At 60.2% G+C, this 244-nt stretch carries 1 protein-coding gene; it reads right to left on the reverse strand.

Annotation, left to right across the window (positions count from 1 at the left end; all coding sequences use genetic code 11):
• Positions 1-217: hypothetical protein (locus ELQ12_RS10115; protein WP_134264767.1), on the reverse strand; the 217-nt coding region annotated here is incomplete at its 3' end.
• Between the last annotated feature and the right edge of the window lie 27 nt (positions 218-244).

Raw genomic sequence — 244 nt, forward strand, 5'->3', positions numbered from 1 at the left:
CATCAGCAGCAATGGCCGCCTCTGGGGCGTTTTCACGACGCACTTCCGCGAACCGCAGATCGAGAGCGAGTACGATCATGCTCCACTGGATCGGCTCGCCGTCCAGGTCGCGAACACCCTGGAACAACGAGAGCGCCTGGTGCCGGGCCAGCACTTTCACGGCAAGCAGGCCCCAAAGGACCCTCAAACGGGAGGCTGACATGAATTCAACTGCCAAGCCCATTCCTTTTGGACGATCCATGCT

The sequence above is a fragment of the Campylobacter sp. US25a genome (assembly GCF_004379075.1).
Taxonomy (GTDB): domain Bacteria; phylum Campylobacterota; class Campylobacteria; order Campylobacterales; family Campylobacteraceae; genus Campylobacter_D; species Campylobacter_D jejuni.